We start from the raw sequence: 20,203 nt of genomic DNA, 5'->3' as shown, positions 1-20,203 counted from the left end.
CGGGTCAGTTGCAGCTTCAAATCTGCACAGTGATCGGTCCGTGATCAGGCCAGCAGGCGCCGTGCGATTACCTGTGCCTGAATTTCTGCGGCGCCTTCAAAGATATTGAGGATGCGGGCATCACACAGAACCCGGCTGATTTTGTATTCCAGTGCAAACCCATTGCCGCCATGGATCTGCAAGCCGTTGTCAGCTGCCGCCCAGGCGACACGCGCGCCGAGCAGCTTAGCCATGCCGGCTTCTAGGTCGCAGCGGTGGCCGTTGTCCTTTTCCCAAGCAGAGAAATAGGTCAGCTGGCGCGCGATCATGATCTCTACTGCCATCATCGCCAGCTTAGAGGCTACACGCGGAAAAGCGATCAGCGGCTTGCCAAATTGCTTGCGATCCTGCGCATATTGCATCGCAATATCGAGTGCGGATTGCGCAACACCGATGGCACGGGCGGCGGTCTGGATGCGGGCGGACTCAAAGGTTTCCATCAATTGCTTAAAACCCTTGCCCTCATCTCCGCCAAGCAGGTTTTCACGCTTCACGTGAAACCCGTCAAAGCCCAACTCGTATTCCTTCATGCCGCGATAGCCCAGAACCTCGATCTCGCCGCCTGTCATACCTTCGGTCGGAAACGGGTTTTCATCGGTGCCCGGTGTTTTCTCGGCGAGGAACATCGACAGGCCACGGTGATCGGTCGTGTCGGGATCCGTCCGCGCCAGAAGCGTCATGACATGGGTGCGGGCGGCATGGGTGATCCAGGTCTTGTTGCCGGTGATCTGGTAGTCGCCATTGTCGTCCTTTACGGCGCGGGTGCGCAGGGAGCCGAGGTCGGAACCTGTGTTGGGTTCTGTGAACACAGCCGTTGGCAGGATTTCTGCACTCGCAATCTTGGGCAACCAACTGGCTTTCTGCTCCTCGGTGCCGCCTGCGATGATCAGCTCAGCCGCGATTTCGGAGCGGGTGCCAAGGCTGCCGACGCCGATATAGCCGCGTGAGAGCTCCTCTGAGACCACGCACATGGAGGCCTTGGAGAGGCCAAACCCACCGTATTCTTCAGGAATGGTCAGGCCAAAAACACCCATTTCGGCCAGCTCCTCGATGATCTCCATCGGAATGAGCTCATCTTTCAGGTGCCAATCGTGGGCGTTCGGCTCTACCTTTTCGAGCGCATAGCGACGGAACTGGTCGCGGATCATCTCCAGTTCTTCATCAAGCCCAGAAGCGCCAAACATCACGGATCCAGCCTGATCCTGCATCAGTTCGACCAGCCGCAGGCGGGCGGCCTGGGTATTGCCGCTGTCGCAGAGCGTCATCACAGCAGGGGCCATCAGCATCCGCTGGCTGTCCTGCGACAGGCCGAGATCCTGCAGACGCAGGATTTCACCCTGGTTCATCTGGATGCCACCGTAGATCTGCCAGAGGTATTCGCCAAAACCGATCTGAAGCATCAGCTGCTCCATCTCGCCAAATTTGCCGTCTGCCTGTAACTGTGCGGCCCAACGATGCATTTGGCGCAGGCTGTAAGCGTAAGTCGCAAGCCAGGCGAGCCCATGTGCAGCCGTCTGATGCGCCTCAACCAACACTCCGGAGACGCGCCCATCCTCGCTGACCTGTTCACGTACCGTCGCGCGCGCGGCCTCCAGCAGCTGGTCCACCGGCTCCAGCGCAGCAGCTGTCAGTGTCAGCACGTCAGAGATAAGCGTCGGTTGCATTTGCGGGTCCTGTCCGTCGTGGGCCATGAATCACATCCTTTTCAGCTGCGTATGTGGTAGATCATTTTGCAGTTGCAGCGCAACAAAAATACCCTGTGACATTACGTTTGGATCAAAAATTACGTAAAGATTTTGCGCGCGCAGCGGAGAAAACCTGTGCTAAGGGTCTGATCATGTCAGATAATTCAATTGTTATGCTTTTCCTCCCAGCAGAGTTGATCTCTGTACATCTACTTGCGGCCTTTGCAATTGCGGCGCTTGCCGGCGCCGTGAAGGGGATGGTGGGGTTCGCCATGCCGATGATTCTCGTGTCCGGCCTCAGTCTGTTCCTGCCACCGGATATTGCTTTGGCCGGGCTGATCCTGCCGACTTTGGTGACCAACGGAATGCAGGCCCTGCGGCAGGGGGGGCAGGCGGCCTGGCAGTCGATGAAGCGGTTCAGGATCTTCCTGCTGATTGGTCTCGTTTTTCTGCTGGCCAGCGCGCAGCTTGTCCGGGTTCTACCGCAGGATATTATGCTGATCCTGATTGGTGCCCCGATCACCCTGTTTGCCGTGCTGCAGCTGTTTGGGATCGCCATCCCGATCTCCCGTGCCACGCCGCGCGTTGAGGCGATAGTTGCTGCCTTCGCCGGGTTCATCGGTGGATTCTCCGGGATATGGGGGCCGCCGACAGTGGCCTATCTGACCGCCCTTGGCACGGAGAAACGTGAACAGATGCGGGTACAGGGCGTGATTTACGGGCTGGGCGCGGTGGCGCTGCTGGTTGCGCATATCGGATCTGGTGTGATGCGGGCAGATACAGCGCCGTTCTCGTTACTGCTGATCCCGCCTGCTATTTTTGGTATGTGGATCGGTGGACGCTTGCAGGACCGGATCAATCAGGTCACCTTTCGACGGGCGACGCTGGTTGTATTGCTGGTCGCTGGGGCAAATCTGCTGCGACGGGGCCTCATGTATTAGGGCCTAACAGACATGTTAGGGCCGGTATGGGGCGGAAAGCACGCGAAGAGGACCGCAGATGGCAAAGCGACTGAGCGCTGAACAGCTGGCCACCACATCCATCGCGGTCGCGCTTCTGGTACTCTGTGCAAAGGCGCTGGCCTGGTGGCTGACCGGTTCAATTGCGCTGTTTTCCGATGCGATGGAGTCTCTGGTCAATATCGGCGGCGCAATCATTGCCTGGTTTGCGGTTCGCTACGCCAGTCGCCCGGCTGACGCGGGGCATCCCTTTGGTCACCACAAGGCGGAGTATTTCTCGGCTGTCGTGGAAGGGATCATGATCATCGTGGCAGCCCTGCTGATCCTTCAGGAGGCGATCAGCGCCTTACTCGTGCCGGCTCCCTTGGTTTGGAGCGCGGCCGGGTTGTGGGTCAATGCGGGCGCAATGGTAATAAATCTTCTTTGGGCGCGGGTGCTGATCGCACGGGGGGCGGCACTTAAATCCCCAGCATTGGCCGCAGGCGGTCGCCATCTGATGAGCGATGTTTGGACCTCTGCGGGAGTTCTGATGGGGTTGGTTCTCGCGATGGGGACGGGCTGGTCATTGCTTGACCCGGTCCTGGCCCTGCTGGTTGCGGTTAACATCCTGCGTGAAGGCTATCTGGTTGTGGCCTCATCAGTTGGGGGGCTGATGGATCAGGCTGCGCCCCAGAATGAGCGGGATGAGATTGCTGCGATCATTCACAGAACCGCCCAAGGCGCGTTGCAGGTGCATGGGCTAAAAACCCGCAGGGCCGGGCAGGCGGTGTTTGTCGAATTTCACATGGTCGTTGCAGGAGACATGACCGTGCGGGCATCTCATGCGATCTGTGATCGCATTGAAGAAGCTATCCGCGTGGCGCTGCCGACGGCGCAGGTCACGATCCACGTGGAACCAGAACACAAGTTGGAAGACAGCGGTATCAAGCCGGGACAGTAACGCGTGGGAAACCCGGAAAGGGAAAAGCCCCAATCAGAAGATCAGGGCTTTTTGTGTTTCGAAGCTGTGGAGCTCAGCCGATGGCCGCGGCTTTCACGTCATCATCAATGTAGGGCAGGTACTGTTCAAAGTTGTCAGAGAACATCTGAACCAACTTCGCAGCCTGGGTATCATAGGCGGCCTGATCATCCCAGGTGCGGCGCGGATCCAGCAGAACTTCGGCCACACCGGGAACGGTCACAGGTACATCAAAGCCAAAGTTGCCGTCCTTGCGGAACTCTGCTTCAGCGAGGGAGCCGTCCAGCGCTGCGGTCAGTAGGGCACGAGTGGCACGGATCGGCATGCGCGAGCCGATGCCGTAGGCACCGCCGGTCCAGCCGGTGTTGACCAGCCAGCAGGTTGCACCGTGCTCGGCAATCTTTTCACGCAGGAGGTTGCCATAAACTTCCGGACGGCGCGGCATGAAGGGCGCACCAAAGCAGGTGGAGAAAGTGGGCTCCGGCTCGGTCACGCCGCGCTCGGTGCCGGCCACCTTGGAGGTGAAACCGGACAGGAAGTGATACATTGCCTGCGCCGGTGTCAGCCGCGCGATCGGAGGCAGCACCCCAAAGGCATCACATGTCAGCATGATGATGTTCTTGGGGTGACCGCCGCGTGCGCTCTCCGAGGCATTGGAGATGTAGTGCAGCGGGTAGGCGCAGCGCATGTTGGCGGTCAGGCTGTCGTCGTTGAAGTCCAGCTCCTTGGTCTCCGGATTGAACACCATGTTTTCGATCACGGTGCCGAATTTGGAGGTGGTGGCGTAGATTTCCGGCTCTGCCTCAGCATTCAGGTTGATGGTCTTGGCATAGCAGCCGCCTTCGAAATTGAAGGTGCCGTTGTCGGCCCAGCCGTGCTCGTCATCGCCGATCAGGACCCGGTCCGGGTCTGCAGACAAGGTGGTCTTTCCGGTGCCCGACAGGCCAAAGAACACAGCCGTATCGACCGGATTGCCCTTGGCGTGGTTGGCGGAGCAGTGCATCGGCATGATGCCCTTCTCCGGCAGCAGGTAGTTCAGCAGCGAGAAGACAGATTTCTTGTTCTCACCGGCGTATTCAGTGCCGCCAATCAGGATCATCTTGCGATCAAAGTTCATCGCGATCACGGTCTCGCTGCGGCAGTTGTGGCGCTCCGGATTGGCCTGAAAGCTGGGGCAGTTGATGACAGTGAAATCCGCGATAAAGTCGTCCAGATCTTCACGGTCAGGGCGGCGCAACATGGTGCGAATGAACAGACCGTGCCAAGCCAGCTCGGTCACCATGCGGACGTTGATCGCATGGGCGGGGTCCGCACCACCGACGAGGTCCTGAACATAGTATTCCTTGCCCTGCATATGGGCGAGCATATCTTCATAGAGCGCGTCAAAGCCCTCGGGGCTCATCTCGGCATTGTTTTCCCACCAGATGGTCTTGGCCACACTGTCAGTCTTTACGACATGTTTGTCCTTGGGGGAGCGGCCGGTGAACTTGCCGGTGGTGACAAGAAAGGCGCCGCCATTGCCAAGCGTACCCTCGTCGCGCTTCAGGGCCGCCTCAATCAGGGCTGGCTCCATGAGGTTATAATAGACGTTCCCCAGTCCTTCGATACCTTGATCTTCGAGGCGGAATTGCGGGTTAACCCGTCCAGATGCCATGTGTTCTTTCTCCTGTGTCGACCATCAAAGGCCGCAAACAATAAAAGCCGCGCCCTGGGGCAGAAATCGGCACAACCAGCCGATGTGGCTGGTCTTAACATGAGGGTTTGCACGCTGAACAGAACGGTTTGACGCAGTTAGCGCCATCAAGGCGATGTTTAGCGCAACCATTTTTTTTAAAGACAATTTGCAGGGGTGACTGCCGGAATCTTCAGCGCCTGCTAAGGTATTTTTGTCTCAATTGAGGCGAAACTGTGTCCAGATTCTTCAATTGGCATTGATTCGCCGAGATAGAACGGCGATGAACGTCTAAAAAACGCAAAAAGAGCAGATTAGGGGCCAATCAGATGTCTAAGATTGCTTTAGTCGATGATGATCGGAATATCCTGACTTCGGTCTCGATGACCCTTGAGGCTGAAGGCTTCGAGGTGGAGACCTACAATGACGGGCAGGCTGCGTTGGACGCGTTCAACAAAAAACTGCCGGATATGGCCGTTCTCGATATAAAGATGCCGCGTATGGATGGCATGGACCTGTTGCAGCGGCTGCGGCAGAAAACCCAGATGCCGGTGATCTTTCTCACCTCCAAAGATGATGAGATAGACGAGGTGCTGGGCCTGCGCATGGGGGCTGATGACTACGTCAAGAAACCGTTTTCTCAACGGCTTCTGGTCGAGCGGATCCGCGCTTTGCTGCGCCGTCAGGAAGCGATCAGTGGCGATGCGGTCGCCACGACCACTGAAAACAAGGTGATGGAGCGCGGCAACCTGCGGATGGATCCGCTGCGCCATTCGGTCAGCTGGAAGGGGCAGGACGTGTCACTGACTGTGACCGAATTCCTGCTGCTGCAAGCGCTGGCGCAACGCCCCGGTTTTGTCAAAAGCCGAGATCAGCTAATGGATGTCGCCTACGATGATCAGGTCTATGTTGATGACCGCACCATCGACAGCCATATCAAACGTCTGCGCAAGAAGATGCGCAGCGCGGACTCTGAATTCTCGGCGATTGAGACGCTTTACGGTATCGGATACCGTTACAATGAAGAGTAACCCCCGTATGGGGGCAGGCGGAGTAAAACGCCGATGCGCGATTCCGGCATAAGCCGTTCACAGCGGGATAATGATGTTGTTCTGGGCGACGACTGGGTCGCACCGGACCAGAACGTCACGCGTGAGCTGCAGGACAAGCGCGCGCGCCGTGGTGTGCTGTCGCTGCGGGGCTCGCCGCTGACGCGTAAGATCATCACGCTGAACCTCATCGCGCTGATTATTCTCGTTTCGGGCATTCTCTATCTCAATTCCTCACGCCAGAGTCTGGTGCTGCAGCGCGCCGGGGCCCTTGCGGCAGAGGCGATGCTGATCTCGGATGTGTTTGAGGCGCAGCTGCCTGAGGTTGGCACGGTCAGCCTTGCTGTCGGCGATGGCATCGATCCGGTGACCACTCTGCAGAATATTAGCCTGCGCGCCGGGGCTGAGGTCTTCGTTTTTGATACCGCTGGCACGCTGATCGCACAGACCAAAGGTGTCGAACAAGGCGGCGCGCTGGATCTGCTGACGGATGACAACCCGTCAGCCACCCTGATCAGCGATGGTCTCGCTGCGCTTTGGTCGGCGGCGGGCGGCTTGCTGAAATCGGACGCACCGGAGCCTGAGGCTCAGCCGCTGGAAGACCAGCTGCGCGGTATGGTGCAGCAGGCCTTGGCAGGCGGAACCGAGGTGAAGGCCGTCGTCGATACCAGCGGCGGGACGGTGTTCTCCGCAGCTACGCCGATCCTCTTTCAGGGGCAGGCCATTGGTGTTGTGACACTGGCGTCGCCCACCGGCGAGATTGACGCCTTGGTTCGTGGCGAACAGGAACGCGTTTTGCAGATGTTTGTCGTGGCCTTGGTTGTTTCCATCGGCCTGAGCCTCGTCCTCGCCTCTACCATCGCCAACCCGCTCGCGGATCTGGCCGAAGCGGCTGAGCTGGGCCGGGACGGGGATTCCCGAAAGTCCAAACCGGGGCGTATCCGCATCCCCGATTTGAGTGCACGCCCCGATGAAATCGGCCGCCTCAGCCGGGCGCTCCGCGGCATGGTGAAGGCACTCTATAACCGCATCGACAGCAACGAGCAGTTTGCAGCGGACGTGGCGCATGAGATCAAGAACCCGCTGGCGAGCCTGCAATCCGCCGTGGGAACGCTGCGGATGATCAAACGTGAAGACCAGCGTGAGAAGCTGTTGGATGTCATCGAGCATGACGTGCGGCGTCTGGACCGGCTGGTCAGCGACATTTCCAACGCCTCACGACTGGATGCGGAATTGGTCAAAGAGGATGAAGAGAGTTTTGACCTGCTGCATATGCTGGGCAACCTCAACCAGTTCCTTGGCGAAGACGCCCGCGGGAAGGGCATCGACTACATCACTGATTTGCCGAAAACCCCAATCATGATTCAGGGATTGGAGGCTCGGCTGGCCCAGGTTTTCGTCAACCTGATTACAAATGCGGTTTCGTTTTGCGAGGATGGCGATGCGATCCGGGTCTGGGCGCGCCGCCGCGACAATCGCGTTTTGGTCGTGGTCGAGGATACCGGTCCCGGCATCCCCGATCAGGCCCTAAGCAAAGTGTTCAAGCGTTTCTATTCGCAGCGCCCTGTTGAGCACTTTGGCAATAACTCTGGCCTCGGTTTGGCAATTTCCAAACAGATTGTCGAAGCACACGGTGGTGTGATCTGGGCTGAGAACATCCGCCCGACCGAAGCCGACATCACTTCGGAGCCTCTTGGCGCGCGGTTCGTCGTTGGCCTGCCGGTCTGAGTGATGATCGCGACCCTCACCTGTCGGCTGCACGCCAGCTGCGTCGACGTCGCTGGGAATGGGCTATTGATAACAGGTGGATCCGGCAGTGGAAAATCGACATTGGCATTGCAGTTGATGGCCTTTGGGGCGGCGCTGGTCTCCGATGATCAGGTGATCGTGACTGTAAACGATCAGGGGCTGGAGGCCTCAGCCCCTGAAGCCCTGCATGGCATGATCGAAGCGCGCGGCGTAGGGCTGTTGCGGGCCAGCGCATGTTCGCGATCCCGGCTGACCGCCGTTGTTGATCTGGAACAGCTTGAAACAGATCGCCTGCCACCCCAGCTGGAAACCATGATCCTGAACCAGCCAATCCGCCTGCTGCGCCGCGTCGATGGCCCCCAGTTCGCGCCCGCACTGATACAGTTGCTCAAATACGGAAGCGTTAACCCCGATGCGTGACCCGGATATTGCCTGCGACCCGACGGCGGTGCCGATCGTCCTGGTGACAGGCCCGTCTGGTGCAGGGCGTACCACTGCGATCAATGTGCTTGAGGATCTCGGGTTTGAGGCGATTGACAACCTTCCGCTTCGACTACTGCCGGGACTGGTTGACGCCAACAGCCTGACTCGCCCGATGGCGCTTGGACTCGACAGCCGCAACCGGGATTTCTCCCCGGCGGCGCTGCTTGATGTCATCGATATGCTGTCAGCGCGCCGGGATCTTGATCTGACCGTGCTGTACCTTGATGCGGACCGTGAAGTCCTGCTGCGGCGCTATTCGGAAACGCGCAGGCGGCACCCGCTTGCTCCGGCAGAAGATCCGGAGGTCGGGGTCTTGCGTGAGATTGATCTGATGCTGCCGATCCGCGACCGCGCTGATCTGTTGCTGGATACCTCCGAATTGAACATCCATCAGCTAAAGGCGGATATCGAACGGCGCTTTGCCCCTGGCGGGCGGTCCTTGGCTGTGTCCTTGCAGAGCTTTTCCTATAAACGCGGCGTTCCGCGCAGTATCGATATGGTGTTTGACTGCCGCTTTCTGCGCAACCCTTACTGGGAACAGAGCCTGCGCAGTCTAGACGGGCGCGACGTGGCGGTACAGTCTTACGTTCGTGAGGACAGCCGCTATGAGCCGTTCTTCGATCGGGTGCTGGATCTGATCCGCTTGCTGTTGCCTGCCTACCGAGAAGAAGGTAAATCGCATCTCTCTATAGCATTTGGATGCACCGGAGGGCAGCACCGCTCGGTCACACTGGCAGAAACCCTGGCAAAGGATCTTGCGGAAGACGGGCAGCAGGTGTCAATTAGGCACCGCGAGCTGCACGGCCCGCGACAGAAGTGAGGGACCGGCTTGATCGGAATCGTGATCGTTGCACATGGGGGGTTGGCCAGAGAATATCTGGCCGCCGTGGAGCATGTCGTGGGTCCTCAGGTCTGCCTTGAGGCTATCAGTATCGGTCCGGAAGATGACCGGGACGAGAAACAGCGCGAGATCTGTCGGGCCGCTGACGCGGTCGACAGCGGCGGTGGCGTGGTGGTGGTCACCGATCTGTTTGGCGGGTCTCCGTCTAATCTCAGCCTTTTGGCCTGCACCCCAGCTAATCGAAGGATTCTCTATGGGGCCAATCTTCCTATGCTAATCAAACTGGCAAAATCCCGCCATCTACCGGTGGCCGATGCGGTCCGGCATGCCATGGAGGCGGGTCGCAAGTACATTAACGCCCAAAACATCAACCCCGAAGGGGAGCAAGCGCACTAAATGGTTCAGAAAACGCTGAAAATCGTCAACGAAAAAGGACTGCACGCGCGCGCATCGGCCAAGCTGGTTGAAGTGGTTGAAGGCTTTGATGCCACGGCCGAGGTGTCGCGGGATGGGTTGTCGGCGTCCGGAGACAGCATCATGGGGCTTTTGATGTTGGCAGCCTCAAAAGGAACGACTATTGACATCGAGACTTCGGGCCCGGATGCAGAGGCGCTGGCCTCAGCGCTGGATACGCTTGTTGCCGATAAGTTCGGCGAAGGCTACTGAGGCTCATTCACGACTACGGAACAGGACAAGGCACTTGGCGGATACTGCGCATGATCGGGACACTGGCGTGACGCCAGGGACCGAAGAGACCGGCGAGATCTATGACCGCCGGACGCTCACCTACGCCAATTCCTTTGATGATCGCTGGACGTCGCTTGCGATCCGGGCGATCGAATGGTGCACAGGAAAGCTGACAATCCTGCGCATGGTGCGTCGTTTTGAACGCAGTAATGCTGAATATCGTGGTCAGAAATTCTGGCGCGGTGCCCTGAATGTAATGGGTATCGATCTCGAAACGCCCATGGAACAGATCCAGCGGATCCCTGGTGAAGGACCGGTGGTTGTGGTTGCGAACCACCCACATGGCATGGTCGATGGCATGATCTTTGCGGACCTCATTGGCCGGGTACGGCAGGACTACCGGATCCTGACACGCTCGGTACTGACCGGATTGGATGAGGCGGCGACCTCTTTCATGATCCCGGTGCCATTCCCTCACGATCCCGAAGCGCAAAGCAAGATGGTCGAAATGCGGGCCAAAACCATGGCTCATCTGAAGGAGGGCGGTGTGGTGGCGTTGTTCCCCTCCGGCGTGGTGATGTCGTCAGAGACATGGTTCGGCCCCGCGATTGAGCAGGAGTGGAACGTCTTCACAGCGCAGCTGATCCGTCGTTCCGGCGCGCGGGTGGTGCCAATTTTCTTCCCGGGCAGCAATTCCCGGTGGTACCAGATCGCCAACCGGGTGTCGCCAATCCTGCGGCAGGGGTTGCTGCTGCATGAGATCGTGCGATCCTGCAATAAACCACAAAGCCCGGTTGTCGGCGAACCGCTGACCGAGGCGCAGATGGAAAAACTGCAGAGCGATCCGCGCGGTTTTATGGCCTGGCTGCGGGAGCATACGCTCAGCCTCGGCGAAGACAGCTGATCAATCGCGAGTTCTTCTTCTGGCTAAAACACCCCTGGGGTGAATCGGTCGCCAGAGCAAGAGGGGGCAACGCCCCCTCCTCCCATTCAGGATCAGCGCGTTGGCACCGGTGTTTCACCGCGATAGTCATAGAATCCGCGCTGCGTCTTGCGGCCAAGCCAGCCGGCTTCCACATATTTTGTCAGCAGCGGGCAGGGGCGGTATTTTGTATCCGCCAGACCGTCATGCAACACGTTCATGATCGCTAGGCAGGTGTCCAAGCCGATGAAATCAGCCAGTTCCAACGGACCCATCGGGTGGTTGGCACCCAGTTTCATCGACTCATCGATTGATTTCACCGATCCCACGCCCTCATAGAGGGTATAAACCGCTTCGTTGATCATCGGCATCAGAATGCGGTTCACGATGAAGGCGGGGAAATCTTCGGCGCTGGCAGCAGTCTTGCCCAGCTTTTCCACCACCGCATGGCAGGCTGAGAAGGTGGCCTCATCAGTGGCGATACCACGGATCAGTTCGACCAACTGCATCACCGGCACCGGGTTCATGAAATGGAACCCCATGAACCGCTCTGGGCGGTCGGTGCGGCTGGCCAGTCGGGTGATGGAAATCGAAGATGTGTTGGACGTGAGAATCGTGTGCGGCAGGAGATGCGGCAGCAGATCCTCGAAAATGGCCTGCTTAACAGTCTCCCGCTCTGTCGCCGCCTCGATCACCAGATCGGTCTTGCCAATATCGGCCAGCGTCAGTGAGGTCGAGATGCGCCCCAGCGTGGCCTCAACTTCGGTCTGGTCAATCTTGCCTTTGCTGGCTTGACGGGTCAGATTTTTCTGAATTGCGCTTACGGCCGCGTCCAGCGCTTGCTGATTTATATCATTAAGAACAACGTTGTAGCCTGCCAAGGCCATCACGTGAGCGATGCCATTGCCCATCTGGCCTGCACCAATCACGCCTATTTTCTGGATGTCCATCGCTCATGCCTCTTGGGAGTTTTCCGGCGGATCATACTGGCGGGTCTGCGGAGGGCACAAGGCCGATTGGGTGGCTTTTTAGGCAAAGTTGAGCATTAGCATTTCATCAACGGATCTCGGGTTAGGTGAGTCTCGGGTGAAATTTGGTGGGTATTATGAGCTATGAACTCAAGAGCGCGACAGCGCTTGCGGGCGAGCCTTGCAGCTATGCGGGTTCGAAATTATTGGTCCGCGGGCCGGCGCGTAATCTGACTGAACCATATTTGGCATTTATTGGCGGCACAGAGGTCTTTGGACGTTTTGTCGAACGACCGTTTGTATCTGAAGCCGAGGCGTTGCTTGACCGTGTCTGCGTGAACCTCGGCAGTGTGAACGCCGGGGTCGACAGTTTCCTGAGCGATCCTGATCTTCTGGAAATCGCGGGCCAGGCTGAAACCACGCTGCTGCAGGTGCTTGGTGCACAGAATATCTCCAACGGCTATTACAAGGTGCATCCGCGACGCAATGACAGGTTCCTCTGCGCACATGACCCGTTGCTGGAACTTTACCCGGAAGTGGACTTTACCGAATATCACTTCAACAAGCATCTGCTGAGCGCGCTCAGATCTTGCTGTACAACCCGTTACGAAACGGTTCGCGATCATTTGCAGGATACTTGGGTTGAGCGCATGGGAGAGTTGATCTCGGCCCTGAACGGTGCGGTGACGCTTTTGTGGGTGCATTATGACGTCGACCAGCAGGCTTTGTTTGGTCACGAACCTGCGCTCGTGGACCGGCCCATGGTGGATGCGCTGCGCGCCCGCGTCCTCGGGGTGTTGGAAATTCCCGTACATACGGCACGTGACGCCGCTGACATTGACGGCATGTTTTACGGCCAACTTGATCTGCCCTCGGCGCAGCGCATGCTGGGACCGAAGGAGCATCTGCGAATAGCACAACAGGTGGCGCAGTATCTGCGGCCCCGCCTGACCACATAGGCCCAGCTCCATCGGAAAACTGTCCTATGGATGGCCACGAAAAAAGCCCGCAACACCAGTTGCGGGCTCCTTCATGAGATATCTGCGAAGTTTACAGCTTCTCGATCAGCTCAGGCACGGCCTGGAACAGATCAGCGACAAGACCATAATCGGCCACTTGGAAGATCGGGGCCTCTTCGTCCTTGTTGATCGCAACGATGATCTTGGAGTCTTTCATGCCAGCCAGGTGCTGGATTGCACCGGAGATGCCAACCGCAACATAAAGCTCTGGTGCGACGACCTTACCGGTCTGACCCACCTGCCAGTCGTTCGGCGCGTAACCTGAATCAACTGCTGCGCGGGATGCACCAACTGCGGCACCCAGCTTGTCTGCGAGGCTTTCGATCAGTTTGAAGTCTTCCTCGGAGCCAACACCGCGACCACCGGAAACGACCACACCGGCCGACGTCAGTTCAGGGCGGTCGCTTGCGGCGACCTTGTCTTCAACCCATTCGGACAGGCCGGGGTTCTCAGCTGCGGAGATGGTGTCAACAGAGGCAGAACCGCCGTCGCCAGCCGCGTCAAAGGTGGAGGTCCGGAAGGAGATCACCTTTTTCGCATCACGCGACTTTACAGTCTGCACCGCGTTGCCTGCGTAGATCGGGCGCTCGAAGGTGTCGCCATCAACAACGCCGGACACGTCCGAGATCACCATGACATCCAAGAGGGCCGCCACGCGGGGCAGAACGTTCTTGGCGTCTGTGGTCGCGGGCGCAACAATATGCTCGTAGTCGGATGCCAGCGACGCGATCAGCGCTGCAGTCGGCTCCGCCAGGCGGTGTCCCAGCGACGCATCTTCGGCAACCAGAACTTTGGCGACGCCAGCAATCTTGGCGGCTTCTTCGCCAGCGGCGGCTGCGGAAGCGCCGGCGGCCAGCACCGTAACATCGCCCAGTTTGCCCGCAGCGGTAACCGCTTTTGCGGTTGCGTCCAGCGCCAGCGCGCCATCGGTCACTTCGGCAAGGAGAAGAACAGCCATTACACAGCCCCCGCTTCTTTGAGTTTCCCGACCAGCTCATCAACGGAGCCAACAATAATGCCTGCGGCACGAGCTGCGGGTTCGGTGGTCGAAATGATTTCCAGACGCGGCGAGACATCGACGCCGTAGTCAGCGGCAGTTTTCTCGTCGAGCGGCTTTTTCTTCGCCTTCATGATGTTCGGCAGCGAGGCATAGCGCGGCTCGTTCAGGCGCAGGTCGACCGTGACGATAGCGGGCATCTTCACTTTGATGGTCTGCAGGCCGCCGTCCACTTCGCGAGTCACAACAGCGTTGTCGCCATCGACGTCCAATTCAGAGGCAAAAGTACCCTGGGACCAGCCCAAGAGCGCAGACAGCATCTGACCGGTTGCGTTCATATCGTTGTCGATTGCCTGTTTGCCGGCCAGAACCAGACCGGGCTGCTCTTCTTCGACGACTTTGGCTAGGATCTTGGCAACGGCCAGCGGTTCGATGTCGGTGTGAACATCATCAGCGGCGTTGACGAGGATTGCGCGATCGGCGCCCATGGCCAGCGCGGTTCGCAGGGTTTCCTGCGCCTGCTTCACACCGATGGAGACAACAACGATCTCATCTGCTTTGCCAGCTTCCTTGAGGCGGATGGCCTCTTCGACGGCGATTTCGTCGAACGGGTTCATCGACATTTTGACGTTGGCGAGATCGACACCGCTGCCGTCCGCTTTGACGCGGACCTTCACGTTGTAGTCAATCACGCGCTTGACAGGCACGAGTACCTTCATTTTGCGTTCTCTCCTTAACAAACGGCAAGCCGCCGGGGCGACTCTCCTCCATGCTCTCGCGATGTTGATAGCGGCTTAGATTGCGCCGCAACAGGGCAAAATCGTCACGTTACCGCCCTCCGACGTCGCGTCTGACGGTTTGCATCAGCAGTTTTGCAGGAATGTTGCGACGGAAGATGCTGCACTGCCGCAAGGGAAGCAGATCGTGGCGCAGAATCATGGCCCGTCGGCAAGGCGGTCCGCTTGCCAGTGTAGCCATTGGCGAACTTCGGGTAGATGACGCGCCGTACAGGCTGACTGGCCCGTACGGCGCCAGAAAGATGCCTTGGGGTGCTAGCGATTGGCGCCAGGCACCCACAGAACATCGCGTGCCCCATTGTCGTTGGCAGCGCGTGATGCGACGAAGAACCAGTCCGAGAGCCGGTTGAGATATTTCACTGCCGCCGGATTGATGTCCTCCTGCGTGGCAAGGTCGGTCGCCAAACGTTCAGCGCGCCGCGCCACAGTGCGGCAGACATGCAGGTGCGCGGAGAGGGCGGCACCGCCAGGCAGCACGAAGCTGCGGAGCGGCGAGAGTTCCGCGTTCATCGCATCAATTTCCGCTTCCAGCCGCGAGACCTGCGCATCGGCAACCCGCAGGGGCGGGTAGTCGGCATGAGCGTCCTTGTCCATTTCCGGCCGACACAGATCTGCGCCAAGATCAAAAAGGTCGTTCTGGATGCGGGCCAGAGCGGCATCCATCTCATTCTCGGCCTCCAGCCGGGCCACCCCGACAAAGGCGTTCAGCTCATCCGAGGTGCCATAGGCATTCACCCGCGCGGAATGTTTGGCCACACGGTCGCCATTGCCAAGCGCGGTATCCCCCTTGTCGCCGGTGCGGGTGTAGATCTTGTTCAATACGACCATGGCTCACTGACCTCCCTGGCTGCGAAGATAAACATAGCCAAGGATGAACACCACGGCGAGAAACTGAAACAGGATGCGCAGACGCATCATCTTATTGGCGTTTCTGGCGTTGAAGGCACCACCGGCGCCGAACCCACCAATGCCGATCACCAGCACGATGACAGTTGCTGCGATCGCAGCAATCGCCAGGATGTAGAGCGGATCGCCCATCTTCTCATATTCCTTGTTTCTTGTCGCGCCAGCGGCTGCCCCCATGGCAGGTCTGACCGCGCATCAGCTATCTAAGCCGCGCGAGGATGCGGTCAATCGCGCGTGTGGTCAGGATGCGTTTTAGCACACCGCCAACATGGGTCGGCACAGTGACATAGTAACGCGGATGCGGGCGTCGGCTCTCGCAGGCGTGAACCAGCTTAGCCGTAACAGCGGAGGCCGGGAGTTCAAATCTGTCTGGTCCGGTGCTCTCATAGAGACGTTTTAGCAGGCTCGTCTCATAGCGATCACGCAGGGCGGAATTCTCCCAGTCGACGTATTTCTCAAAATGCGGAATGGCCTTCTCGCGGATCTTGGATGTAACGGGGCCGGGTTCGATCAGGATGACCCTGATTCCGCTGTCCCACAGTTCAACCCGCATGGTGTCGGTCAGCCCCTCAATCGCGTGTTTGGTGGCGACATAGGCCCCGCGCCAAGGGAAACTCACAAATCCGAGGATCGAGGAATTCTGCACGATGCGCCCATGCCCCTGTGCGCGCATCACCGGGATGACGTTGCGGGTCAGCTCGTGCCAGCCAAAGACATTGCTTTCAAAGATACTGCGCAGCCCGTCGGTGGAGACATCCTCAACCGCGCCGGGGAGGCCATGGGCGCCGTTGTTGAACAGCACATCCAATGTGCCGCCGGTGTGCTCCAGCACTTCGTCAAGGCCGCTGCGGAGCGTCTCAGCATTGGTGTAGTCCATCAACGGGCTGATGAACCCCTGCGCCCGCAACCTGTCGCAATCGACGCGTTGACGGCAGGAGGCAAAAACAGTCCAGCCGCGTTCGCGCATCCCATGGGCTGCATCCAGGCCGATCCCGGAAGAGCAGCCTGTCATCAGGATTGTTTTTTGCATAAATCCCCTCGCGCGGTCACCTGTACCGGCGCTTTATGGGCGTTTCTGGCTCACCAGGGAAGCGGCAATCCAGCCAACTTTGCCGTCTTTTAGGGTGCGCAGGTGCAGCCAGCCGGTGCCAATATCTTCAAACACCGCAACTTCCTCGCCGTTACTCAACCGGTCAACGATTGGATAGACTGTGCCCGGACCGGAGCGCATGTTGACGCGCGTTGCCGTGATGGAGCGAATATCAGCGTCCGGCTCCACGATTTCCTGCGGGTCGGTCTCAATTGCGGCCTGGATCAGAGTTTGCGCCGACAACCCGTCGGTGAGCGAGGCCAGCTGTACTGCGCCGGATGTCGCTGTGGACGTTTGGAAACTCGCTTGAGACGCTGATGTGGCCGAAAATGCTGCATCGCTGTTGCTGAGACCTGCGCCGACCGCGGCAATCTGCTCCATCGCCACCCGAGAGCGCAGTGCAGGGTCGGCGGCTGGTCGCGCAGGTTTCCTGTTTGTTGCTTGCGTCCTATCACTCTGCGGGACGCGTAGCGCCACCTTGCTGACCAGAGATTCGGCCGTTACCTCGGTGCTGCGCACAGATGTATTTGATGGGCTACTGTCATTGCCAAAGGCTGCTTTGGCGATATCAACCGCGGCCGAGGGCCCCTTCGGCGGCTTAAAATCGGCGCCGCCACTGGCTTCGTAGAAGCCCCAGCCCAAGAATAGAAACGATGCAATAACAAAACGCGACATATACAAATCCCCCCCAGGATCAGCTTGAAAACCTGTGCAAATTCACGAATGGCGAGCCTCCGCCCTCATGCAGGTAATACGCACCTGCAACACAGTTTGTTCCAGCATCTTCAAATCCTACAGCAGTTTAACGAGTCGCAATAGGGGAGAGGTGGCCGCTTTCTCCCCCGATCGACCGACGGTGCACGCGAAGAGATGCCGGCGTTCGGTAAATCCTCACACGTGGTAGTGGTCGGGCCGATATATGGGGGTAACTCCGCATTTTCTTACGGCCCCGCTTTACCACGACTGGAGGGGACAGTATCACCAATACATGACCGACCTGGTAGATGATCAAGACACCCCCGATTCCCCCGCATCCGGAGAAGTACTGGAACCGTTGCGCCGCGCGATTGGCGAGCGTTACCTGACCTATGCTCTCAGCACCATCATGCACCGGGCATTGCCCGACGCGCGTGATGGCCTGAAACCGGTGCATCGCCGCATTCTCTACGCCATGAGCCGCCTGCGACTCACCTCCACCGGCGGTTTTCTGAAATCGGCTAAGATTTCCGGCGACACCATGGGTGATTTCCATCCTCACGGTGATGCCGCGATCTATGATGCCATGGCGCGTCTGGCGCAGGACTTTAACGTCCGCTACCCGCTGGTGGACGGTCAGGGCAACTTTGGCAATATCGACGGTGATAACCCTGCGGCCTCGCGCTACACCGAAGCGCGGATGACCTTCGTCGCCGAGGCGATGTTGGAAGGCTTGAGTGAAAACGCCGTTGATTTCCGCGATAACTACGACGGACGCCTGACTGAACCGGCGGTACTGCCGGCAACATTCCCGAATATCCTCGCCAATGGTGCAGCGGGTATCGCTGTGGGGATGGCGACCAATATTCCGCCGCATAACATCGGCGAATTGATTGATGCCTGCCTGCATCTGATCAAGACCCCTGATGCGCGCGATGACACCCTTCTGAACTATGTGCCCGGGCCAGATTTCCCCACAGGGGGCATTATCGTTGAGCCTAAGGAAAATATCGCCAAGGCCTACAATACTGGTCGTGGTTCTTTCCGCCTGCGCTGTACCCATGAGGTCGAGGACCTGGGCCGCGGCCAATGGCAGATCGTCATCACCGAAATCCCCTATCAGGTGCAGAAATCCAAGCTGATCGAAAAGATCGCGGAACTGATCCAGACGAAGAAGATCCCGATCTTGGCTGACGTGCGCGACGAGTCGGCCGAGGATATCCGCATCGTTCTTGAGCCAAAGTCCAAGAATGTGGATCCCGAAGTGCTGATGAACATGATGTTCCGCAACTCGGATCTGGAAATTCGCTTCAGCCTTAACATGAACGTGCTGATCGACGGCGTCACGCCCAAGGTCTGTTCGATGAAAGAGGTGCTGCGCGCTTTCCTTGATCACCGTCGCGACGTTCTGCAGCGCCGGTCGCAGCACCGGATGGACAAGATCGATCATCGTCTTGAGGTTCTCGAAGGTTTCATCATCGCCTTCCTCAATCTGGATCGTGTCATTGATATCATCCGGTATGACGATGATCCGAAGGCCGCGTTGATGCGGGAAAACTGGTCGCTGGATCACCCGCGCGCCTATACCGAAGCTGACTACGTTTCGCCCGCTATCGGCGCCGGGGAGTTGACCGAGGTGCAGGCCGAAGCGATTCTCAACATGCGCCTGCGCAGCCTGCGCCGTCTGGAAGAGATCGAACTGGTCCGCGAACGTGACGCCCTGCGCGAGGAACGTGCCGGGCTGGTTGAACTGCTGGCATCAGAGGATCTGCAATGGTCCCGCATCGCTGAGCAGTTGAAGGACACCAAAAAGCAGTTCGGCAAAACCTATGAGGGCGGCCCCCGTCGCACCCGCTTTGCCGAGGCGGGAGAGGTTGAAGAGGTCCCGCTGGAAGCTATGATCGACCGTGAGCCAATCACGGTCGTATGCTCACAGATGGGGTGGATCCGGGCGATGACGGGCCATATCGACCTAGGGCGCGAACTGAAGTTCAAGGATGGCGACAGCCCCCGCTTCATCTTCCATGCCGAAACCACAGACCGGCTGCTGGTCTTTGCCTCCAACGGACGGTTCTACACGATTTCCGCGTCCAATCTGCCCGGCGGACGCGGCATGGGAGAACCTTTGCGGCTGATGGTCGATCTGCCGAATGAGGTTGAGATCGTCGATATCCTGATCCACAACCCGGAAGGCCGCCTGCTGGTCGCCTCGGATGCCGGCAATGGTTTCATCTGCGCGGAGAAAGATATCGTCGCCCAGACCCGTAGCGGCAAACAGGTGCTGAACGTCAAAGACGACGACCGCGCCAAGATCTGTATCCGGGTGACGGGTGACCACGTTGCGGTGGTGTCCGAGAATGGCAAATTCCTTGTCTTCGCAGTTGAGGAAATGCCGGAACTGACCCGAGGCAAGGGCGTGCGTCTGCAGAAATACAATATGGCGCGTGGCAAGCAGGGATCGTTGGAGCTTGATGGCGGGCTGAGTGATGTCACCACCTTCAACTGGGACGATGGTATCAGCTGGGAAATGGGTGGCGGCAAGACACGGCACGAGACCGACTTGGGGCAATGGCTAGGCAAACGTGCCGGTATCGGTAAACGGCCGCCTTATGGTTTCCCGCGCAACTACAAATTCAAATAAGGCGTCTCTTGCGGCCACGCACCTGTGGCCTCAGCGCCACCCGTC

At 58.6% G+C, this 20,203-nt stretch carries 20 protein-coding genes; 11 read left to right on the top strand and 9 right to left on the bottom strand.

The features are described from left to right. Window positions 1–44: 44 nt before the first annotated feature. A complete protein-coding gene (locus J4721_RS12175) occupies window positions 45–1,730 on the bottom strand; it encodes an acyl-CoA dehydrogenase family protein (RefSeq protein ID WP_102873456.1) in 1,686 nt (561 codons plus the stop codon). A gap of 146 nt (window positions 1,731–1,876) precedes the next feature. Between J4721_RS12175 and J4721_RS12170 the strand changes: the two genes are divergently transcribed. Together J4721_RS12170 and J4721_RS12165 are read left to right on the top strand one after the other, a co-directional pair. Beyond that, window positions 1,877–2,665 (top strand): sulfite exporter TauE/SafE family protein, encoded by a 789-nt coding sequence (locus J4721_RS12170; RefSeq protein ID WP_102855891.1) that lies wholly within the window; start codon window positions 1,877–1,879, stop codon window positions 2,663–2,665. A 58-nt stretch (window positions 2,666–2,723) separates the two neighbouring features. Further along, window positions 2,724–3,623 carry a cation diffusion facilitator family transporter gene (locus tag J4721_RS12165; RefSeq protein WP_102873457.1) on the top strand — a complete coding sequence of 300 codons (900 nt, stop codon included), beginning with the start codon at window positions 2,724–2,726 and terminating at the stop codon, window positions 3,621–3,623. Between the two features lie 73 nt (window positions 3,624–3,696). On the opposite strand, the gene J4721_RS12160 is transcribed toward J4721_RS12165, so the two are convergent. Then, complete coding sequence (locus J4721_RS12160; RefSeq protein ID WP_014876050.1) at window positions 3,697–5,295, bottom strand: phosphoenolpyruvate carboxykinase; 1,599 nt, start codon at window positions 5,293–5,295, stop codon at window positions 3,697–3,699. 347 nt (window positions 5,296–5,642) lie between these two features. Here J4721_RS12160 and J4721_RS12155 point away from each other — a divergent pair, with 347 nt between their 5' ends. From J4721_RS12155 to J4721_RS12125, 7 genes are read left to right on the top strand one after another with little or no spacing between them, the layout of a single operon-like run. After that, complete coding sequence (locus tag J4721_RS12155) at window positions 5,643–6,344, top strand: response regulator transcription factor (protein ID WP_014876049.1); 702 nt, start codon at window positions 5,643–5,645, stop codon at window positions 6,342–6,344. Between the two features lie 33 nt (window positions 6,345–6,377). Next, window positions 6,378–8,090, top strand: coding sequence for a sensor histidine kinase (locus J4721_RS12150; RefSeq protein ID WP_027248533.1), 1,713 nt, complete (start codon window positions 6,378–6,380; stop codon window positions 8,088–8,090). Window positions 8,091–8,093: 3 nt separating this feature from the next. Continuing rightward, window positions 8,094–8,531, top strand: coding sequence for an HPr kinase/phosphorylase (locus J4721_RS12145; RefSeq protein WP_256440705.1), 438 nt, complete (start codon window positions 8,094–8,096; stop codon window positions 8,529–8,531). After that, window positions 8,524–9,414 carry an RNase adapter RapZ gene (gene rapZ, locus J4721_RS12140; RefSeq protein WP_014876046.1) on the top strand — a complete coding sequence of 297 codons (891 nt, stop codon included), beginning with the start codon at window positions 8,524–8,526 and terminating at the stop codon, window positions 9,412–9,414. Before J4721_RS12145 ends, rapZ begins: the two co-directional genes overlap by 8 nt. A 9-nt stretch (window positions 9,415–9,423) precedes the next feature. Then, entirely contained in the window at window positions 9,424–9,831 is a 408-nt protein-coding gene (locus J4721_RS12135; protein ID WP_014876045.1) for a PTS sugar transporter subunit IIA, read from the top strand. Further along, the gene (locus J4721_RS12130; RefSeq protein ID WP_014876044.1) at window positions 9,832–10,101 is read left to right on the top strand and encodes an HPr family phosphocarrier protein; all 270 of its coding nucleotides are present in this window, start codon (window positions 9,832–9,834) and stop codon (window positions 10,099–10,101) included. A gap of 34 nt (window positions 10,102–10,135) precedes the next feature. Continuing rightward, window positions 10,136–11,026 carry a lysophospholipid acyltransferase family protein gene (locus J4721_RS12125; RefSeq protein ID WP_014876043.1) on the top strand — a complete coding sequence of 297 codons (891 nt, stop codon included), beginning with the start codon at window positions 10,136–10,138 and terminating at the stop codon, window positions 11,024–11,026. Window positions 11,027–11,118: 92 nt separating this feature from the next. Here the strand turns inward: J4721_RS12125 and J4721_RS12120 are convergent, their stop codons facing one another. Beyond that, window positions 11,119–11,994 (bottom strand): 3-hydroxybutyryl-CoA dehydrogenase, encoded by an 876-nt coding sequence (locus J4721_RS12120; RefSeq protein WP_014876042.1) that lies wholly within the window; start codon window positions 11,992–11,994, stop codon window positions 11,119–11,121. Between the two features lie 155 nt (window positions 11,995–12,149). Here J4721_RS12120 and J4721_RS12115 point away from each other — a divergent pair, with 155 nt between their 5' ends. Continuing rightward, a complete protein-coding gene (locus J4721_RS12115) occupies window positions 12,150–12,971 on the top strand; it encodes a DUF6473 family protein (RefSeq protein WP_014876041.1) in 822 nt (273 codons plus the stop codon). A 91-nt stretch (window positions 12,972–13,062) separates the two neighbouring features. On the opposite strand, the gene J4721_RS12110 is transcribed toward J4721_RS12115, so the two are convergent. The 6 genes from J4721_RS12110 to J4721_RS12085 form a co-directional block, all read right to left on the bottom strand. Further along, a complete protein-coding gene (locus tag J4721_RS12110; protein ID WP_014876040.1) occupies window positions 13,063–13,989 on the bottom strand; it encodes an electron transfer flavoprotein subunit alpha/FixB family protein in 927 nt (308 codons plus the stop codon). Next, the gene (locus tag J4721_RS12105; protein WP_014876039.1) at window positions 13,989–14,747 is read right to left on the bottom strand and encodes an electron transfer flavoprotein subunit beta/FixA family protein; all 759 of its coding nucleotides are present in this window, start codon (window positions 14,745–14,747) and stop codon (window positions 13,989–13,991) included. The genes J4721_RS12110 and J4721_RS12105 overlap by 1 nt, the downstream gene beginning before the upstream one ends. A 333-nt stretch (window positions 14,748–15,080) precedes the next feature. Further along, window positions 15,081–15,653, bottom strand: coding sequence for a cob(I)yrinic acid a,c-diamide adenosyltransferase (locus J4721_RS12100; RefSeq protein WP_014876038.1), 573 nt, complete (start codon window positions 15,651–15,653; stop codon window positions 15,081–15,083). Between the two features lie 3 nt (window positions 15,654–15,656). Further along, window positions 15,657–15,863 (bottom strand): twin transmembrane helix small protein, encoded by a 207-nt coding sequence (locus J4721_RS12095; protein WP_014878898.1) that lies wholly within the window; start codon window positions 15,861–15,863, stop codon window positions 15,657–15,659. A gap of 67 nt (window positions 15,864–15,930) precedes the next feature. After that, on the bottom strand, window positions 15,931–16,761 hold the full coding sequence (locus J4721_RS12090; protein WP_211002755.1) for an SDR family NAD(P)-dependent oxidoreductase: 831 nt from the start codon (window positions 16,759–16,761) through the stop codon (window positions 15,931–15,933). Between the two features lie 33 nt (window positions 16,762–16,794). Continuing rightward, window positions 16,795–17,496 carry an SH3 domain-containing protein gene (locus J4721_RS12085; protein WP_211002754.1) on the bottom strand — a complete coding sequence of 234 codons (702 nt, stop codon included), beginning with the start codon at window positions 17,494–17,496 and terminating at the stop codon, window positions 16,795–16,797. Between the two features lie 313 nt (window positions 17,497–17,809). On the opposite strand from J4721_RS12085, the gene parC reads away from it, so the two are divergent. Then, window positions 17,810–20,158, top strand: a complete 2,349-nt coding sequence (gene parC / locus J4721_RS12080) for a DNA topoisomerase IV subunit A (RefSeq protein ID WP_102859356.1) — start codon at window positions 17,810–17,812, stop codon at window positions 20,156–20,158. Window positions 20,159–20,203 lie beyond the last annotated feature (45 nt).

The organism is Phaeobacter sp. HS011, from assembly GCF_018101215.1.
Classification (GTDB): domain Bacteria; phylum Pseudomonadota; class Alphaproteobacteria; order Rhodobacterales; family Rhodobacteraceae; genus Phaeobacter; species Phaeobacter inhibens.
The sequence above is the reverse complement of the archived record's forward strand: the minus strand, read 5'-3'. Positions and strand labels throughout refer to the sequence as shown.

Excerpts from the sequence above, each read along its gene's own strand:
- J4721_RS12160 (WP_014876050.1), bottom strand. The coding sequence starts at position 5,295 with ATGGCATCTGGACGGGTTAACCCGCAATTCCGCCTCGAAGATCAAGGT.
- J4721_RS12095 (WP_014878898.1), bottom strand. The coding sequence starts at position 15,863 with ATGGGCGATCCGCTCTACATCCTGGCGATTGCTGCGATCGCAGCAACT.
- J4721_RS12100 (WP_014876038.1), bottom strand. The coding sequence starts at position 15,653 with ATGGTCGTATTGAACAAGATCTACACCCGCACCGGCGACAAGGGGGAT.
- J4721_RS12120 (WP_014876042.1), bottom strand. The coding sequence starts at position 11,994 with ATGGACATCCAGAAAATAGGCGTGATTGGTGCAGGCCAGATGGGCAAT.
- J4721_RS12130 (WP_014876044.1), top strand. The coding sequence starts at position 9,832 with ATGGTTCAGAAAACGCTGAAAATCGTCAACGAAAAAGGACTGCACGCG.
- J4721_RS12105 (WP_014876039.1), bottom strand. The coding sequence starts at position 14,747 with ATGAAGGTACTCGTGCCTGTCAAGCGCGTGATTGACTACAACGTGAAG.
- J4721_RS12085 (WP_211002754.1), bottom strand. The coding sequence starts at position 17,496 with ATGTCGCGTTTTGTTATTGCATCGTTTCTATTCTTGGGCTGGGGCTTC.
- J4721_RS12170 (WP_102855891.1), top strand. The coding sequence starts at position 1,877 with ATGTCAGATAATTCAATTGTTATGCTTTTCCTCCCAGCAGAGTTGATC.
- J4721_RS12115 (WP_014876041.1), top strand. The coding sequence starts at position 12,150 with ATGAGCTATGAACTCAAGAGCGCGACAGCGCTTGCGGGCGAGCCTTGC.
- rapZ (WP_014876046.1), top strand. The coding sequence starts at position 8,524 with ATGCGTGACCCGGATATTGCCTGCGACCCGACGGCGGTGCCGATCGTC.
- J4721_RS12110 (WP_014876040.1), bottom strand. The coding sequence starts at position 13,989 with ATGGCTGTTCTTCTCCTTGCCGAAGTGACCGATGGCGCGCTGGCGCTG.
- J4721_RS12090 (WP_211002755.1), bottom strand. The coding sequence starts at position 16,761 with ATGCAAAAAACAATCCTGATGACAGGCTGCTCTTCCGGGATCGGCCTG.
- J4721_RS12150 (WP_027248533.1), top strand. The coding sequence starts at position 6,378 with ATGCGCGATTCCGGCATAAGCCGTTCACAGCGGGATAATGATGTTGTT.
- J4721_RS12175 (WP_102873456.1), bottom strand. The coding sequence starts at position 1,730 with ATGGCCCACGACGGACAGGACCCGCAAATGCAACCGACGCTTATCTCT.
- J4721_RS12165 (WP_102873457.1), top strand. The coding sequence starts at position 2,724 with ATGGCAAAGCGACTGAGCGCTGAACAGCTGGCCACCACATCCATCGCG.
- parC (WP_102859356.1), top strand. The coding sequence starts at position 17,810 with ATGACCGACCTGGTAGATGATCAAGACACCCCCGATTCCCCCGCATCC.
- J4721_RS12145 (WP_256440705.1), top strand. The coding sequence starts at position 8,094 with ATGATCGCGACCCTCACCTGTCGGCTGCACGCCAGCTGCGTCGACGTC.
- J4721_RS12155 (WP_014876049.1), top strand. The coding sequence starts at position 5,643 with ATGTCTAAGATTGCTTTAGTCGATGATGATCGGAATATCCTGACTTCG.